The organism is Marinobacter sp., from assembly GCF_033722195.1.
Classification (GTDB): domain Bacteria; phylum Pseudomonadota; class Gammaproteobacteria; order Pseudomonadales; family Oleiphilaceae; genus Marinobacter.
The window spans coordinates 1-3063 of the sequence record NZ_JAWVZL010000176.1 but is presented as its reverse complement, the minus strand read 5'-3'; the positions used below and the strand labels follow the sequence as shown (position 1 = coordinate 3063).

At 63.1% G+C, this 3063-nt stretch carries 4 protein-coding genes; all 4 read left to right on the top strand.

Annotated features, from left to right (window positions below; translation table 11 throughout):
• The coding region (gene ehuD / locus R3280_RS16435; protein WP_318999690.1) for an ectoine/hydroxyectoine ABC transporter permease subunit EhuD at positions 1-571 on the top strand (571 nt) is incomplete at its 5' end.
• Positions 555-1352: an ectoine/hydroxyectoine ABC transporter ATP-binding protein EhuA gene (gene ehuA / locus R3280_RS16430; RefSeq protein ID WP_318999689.1), complete on the top strand. Its 798-nt coding sequence runs from the start codon at positions 555-557 to the stop codon at positions 1350-1352. The genes ehuD and ehuA, both read left to right, overlap by 17 nt.
• Positions 1353-1423: 71 nt before the next feature.
• The gene (locus R3280_RS16425) at positions 1424-2413 is read left to right on the top strand and encodes a cyclodeaminase (protein WP_318999688.1); all 990 of its coding nucleotides are present in this window, start codon (positions 1424-1426) and stop codon (positions 2411-2413) included.
• A partial coding sequence (locus R3280_RS16420; protein WP_318999687.1) for a threonine/serine dehydratase occupies positions 2406-3063 on the top strand: 658 nt, incomplete at its 3' end. The genes R3280_RS16425 and R3280_RS16420, both read left to right, overlap by 8 nt.

The window sequence follows — 3063 nt, the reverse complement described above, 5'->3', positions numbered from 1 at the left end:
GTTTGCCGTGGCGGCCGTGCTCGGCCTGCTGATGGCCCTCGCCCGCCGCAGCGATAACAAGTGGATCTCCATGCCGGTTGGCGCGGTGGTGGAGTTTATCCGCAGTACTCCGTTGCTGGTCCAGCTCTTTTTCATGTTTTACGTATTGCCCCGCTATGGCCTACGTCTGCCCCCCTTCATTGTGGGCACGGTGGCCCTGGGGCTGCATTATGGTACCTATGCCTCAGAAGTGTACCGGGCAGGGATTGACGCCATCGGCCGCGGGCAGTGGGAGGCGGCCCGCGCCCTTAACTTCTCCACTGCCCATACCTGGACCGGGATCATATTGCCGCAGGCGATCCCGCCGATGCTGCCTGCCCTGGGCAACTACCTGATCGCCATGTTCAAGGAGTCGGCGCAACTGGCAGCCATCACGGTGCCGGAACTGCTCTTTACCGGCCGGGTGCTGGGTACCCGCAATTTCCGTTATCTCGTACCGATTACGATGGTGGGAGCCTTATATTTTGCGATCAGCTATCCATCTTCACTGATTGTCCGCCAATTGGAGGCCCGTTATGCAAGAGCAACCTGAGCAGGCAACTGCACCGATTGTTCGATTTGAAAATGTTACGAAGGCGTTTGGAGACCTCGTCGTCTTGCGCGAGCTGGATTTCGACGTGGCCCCGGCCGAAAAAGTGTGCATCATCGGCCCCAGTGGTTCGGGCAAGACGACGATCCTGAGGGTATTGATGACCCTGGAGAAGCCCAACGCCGGCGTCATCTGGGTAGACGGCGAGCCGCTATGGCACAAGCAGACGAAGGATGGCGGGCTGGTCGAGGCCGACGAAAAGCACCTGCGGAGGGTGCGGGGCAATATCGGCATGGTCTTCCAGCATTTCAACCTCTTTCCCCATATGACGGCGATTCGCAACGTCTATGAGGCGCCGGTGCATGTGTTGGGGCTGCCGAAGGAAGAAGCGGTGGCCCGGGCTCAGGGGTTACTGGACAAGGTGGGACTGAGTGACAAGTATGACCAATACCCTTCCCAGCTTTCCGGCGGGCAGAAGCAACGGGTGGCCATCGCCCGTGCCCTGGCGATGCAACCCAAGGTAATGCTCTTCGACGAGGTGACATCGGCCCTGGATCCGGAGCTGGTGGGCGAAGTGCTGGGGGTGATCCGCGAACTGGCCATGGAAGGAGAAATGGCGATGTTGCTGGTAACCCACGAAATGGGCTTCGCGCGCGAGGTTTCTGACCGGGTCGTCTTTTTTGACAAAGGGCAGGTTGTGGAACAGGGTCCACCAGAGCAACTTTTCGACCATCCCGAGAACCCGCGAACGAGGCAATTCCTGGGCGCGACGTTGCGGCACTAAATAGCGCTGACAGGCAGGGTTGCGCCATGGTGGACGGCGGGCGTGGTCGCGACGATGGGTAAGAGGAAAAGATGGAAGTTACCATTCTGACGGAGCAGGAGTTGCGCCGGGTGGTCCGGCCGGACGCAGCAGCGCTGGCAGCCGTGGCGGATGGGTTTGTGCGCCTGGCCCGGGGACAGGCTACGATGCCGCCAATCATGCGGGTGGAGATCCCGGAACACAACGGCGAGCTAGACGTCAAGAGTGCCTACCTGCAGGGGCTTGACAGCTTTGCGGTCAAGCTCTCGTCAGGTTTCTTTGACAATGCCCGTCTGGGCTTACCCAGTTTGAGCGGGATGATGGTCCTGCTGAGCAGCCAGACCGGGTTTCCGCGCGCGGTGCTGCTGGATAATGGATACCTGACGGACGTCCGTACCGCCCTGGCGGGCGCCCTGGCGGCGCGCCATCTGGCGCCGGAAGAGGTAGACACGGTGGGCGTCATCGGCAGCGGTGCCCAGGCCCGTTACCAGATCAGGGCGTTACAACTGGTGCGTTCCTTTGAGCAGGTCCTCGTCTATAGCCAGGATCCGGCTAACCGGGAACGGTACGCGCAGGAGATGGCGCCACTGCTGGGGTGTGAGGTACGGGCGGCGCCGGATGCCGAGACGGTGGTGCGGCAGAGCAAGGTGCTGGTGACCACGACTCCGGCCCGGGAGCCGGTGGTACAGGCGGCGTGGTTGCACCCGGGCATGCACATTACGGCACTGGGGGCGGATGCCGAGGAGAAGCAGGAACTGGCGGTGGAAGTCCTGGAGCGGGCAGACATGCTGGTGTGCGACACCAGGGCGCAGGCCTTCCGCCTGGGAGAGCTGCACCACGGGCTGGAGGCAGGCGTAATTGACGCGGAGAGCCCGATCCGGGAAGTGGGCGACCTGATTGCCGCCGGCGGAAGCGCCCGGAGCGCGCCCGAGCAGATCACGGTCTGTGACCTGACCGGCACCGGCGCCCAGGACACGGCGATCGCCCGTCTGGCCTATGAGCAGGCCCAGGCTGCCGGGCTGGGAACGACGATTGATGCCTGACCTGCCTACCTTTCAGGATATTTATCGGGCCCGACGCACGATTGCATCCCTGGTACGGCAGACACCGCTATTACCGTCACTCGGCCTGCGGCAGCGGCTGGGGGTGCCGGCTTATTTGAAAGCGGAGACCTTGCAGGAGACGGGCAGTTTCAAGGTGCGGGGGGCGGCGAACAAGATCCTGAACCTGGACCGGGAAGCGCAGCGCCGGGGGGTGGTGACGGCGTCGACGGGCAACCACGGGCGGGCGGTGGCCTACGTCGCCGGCCAGATGGGGATTCCGGCCGTGGTCTGTCTCTCGGAGCGCGTTCCCGCAGACAAGGTGGATGCGTTGCGGCGATTGGGAGCGGAGCTGGTAATTGAGGGTGAAGGGCAGGATGAGGCGGTGGCGCGCGCCGAACAGCTGCGCGATACGCGGGGGCTGAGCCTGGTGCATCCCTTCGACGACCCGCTGGTGATCGCGGGTCAGGGGACAATTGGACTGGAATTGCTGGAGATTTTGCCGGAGCCGGACACGGTGCTGGTGCCCCTTTCGGGTGGGGGACTGATCGCCGGGATTGCCCTTGCGCTGAAAAGTGTTTCTCCCGATACGCACGTCATCGGGGTTAGTATGGAAGGGTCGCCGGTGATGTACCACAGTCTGGAGGCGGGCC

Bases quoted from the DNA above. Each gene is read 5' to 3' on its own strand.
- ehuA (WP_318999689.1), top strand. From the start codon at position 555: ATGCAAGAGCAACCTGAGCAGGCAACTGCACCGATTGTTCGATTTGAA.
- R3280_RS16425 (WP_318999688.1), top strand. From the start codon at position 1,424: ATGGAAGTTACCATTCTGACGGAGCAGGAGTTGCGCCGGGTGGTCCGG.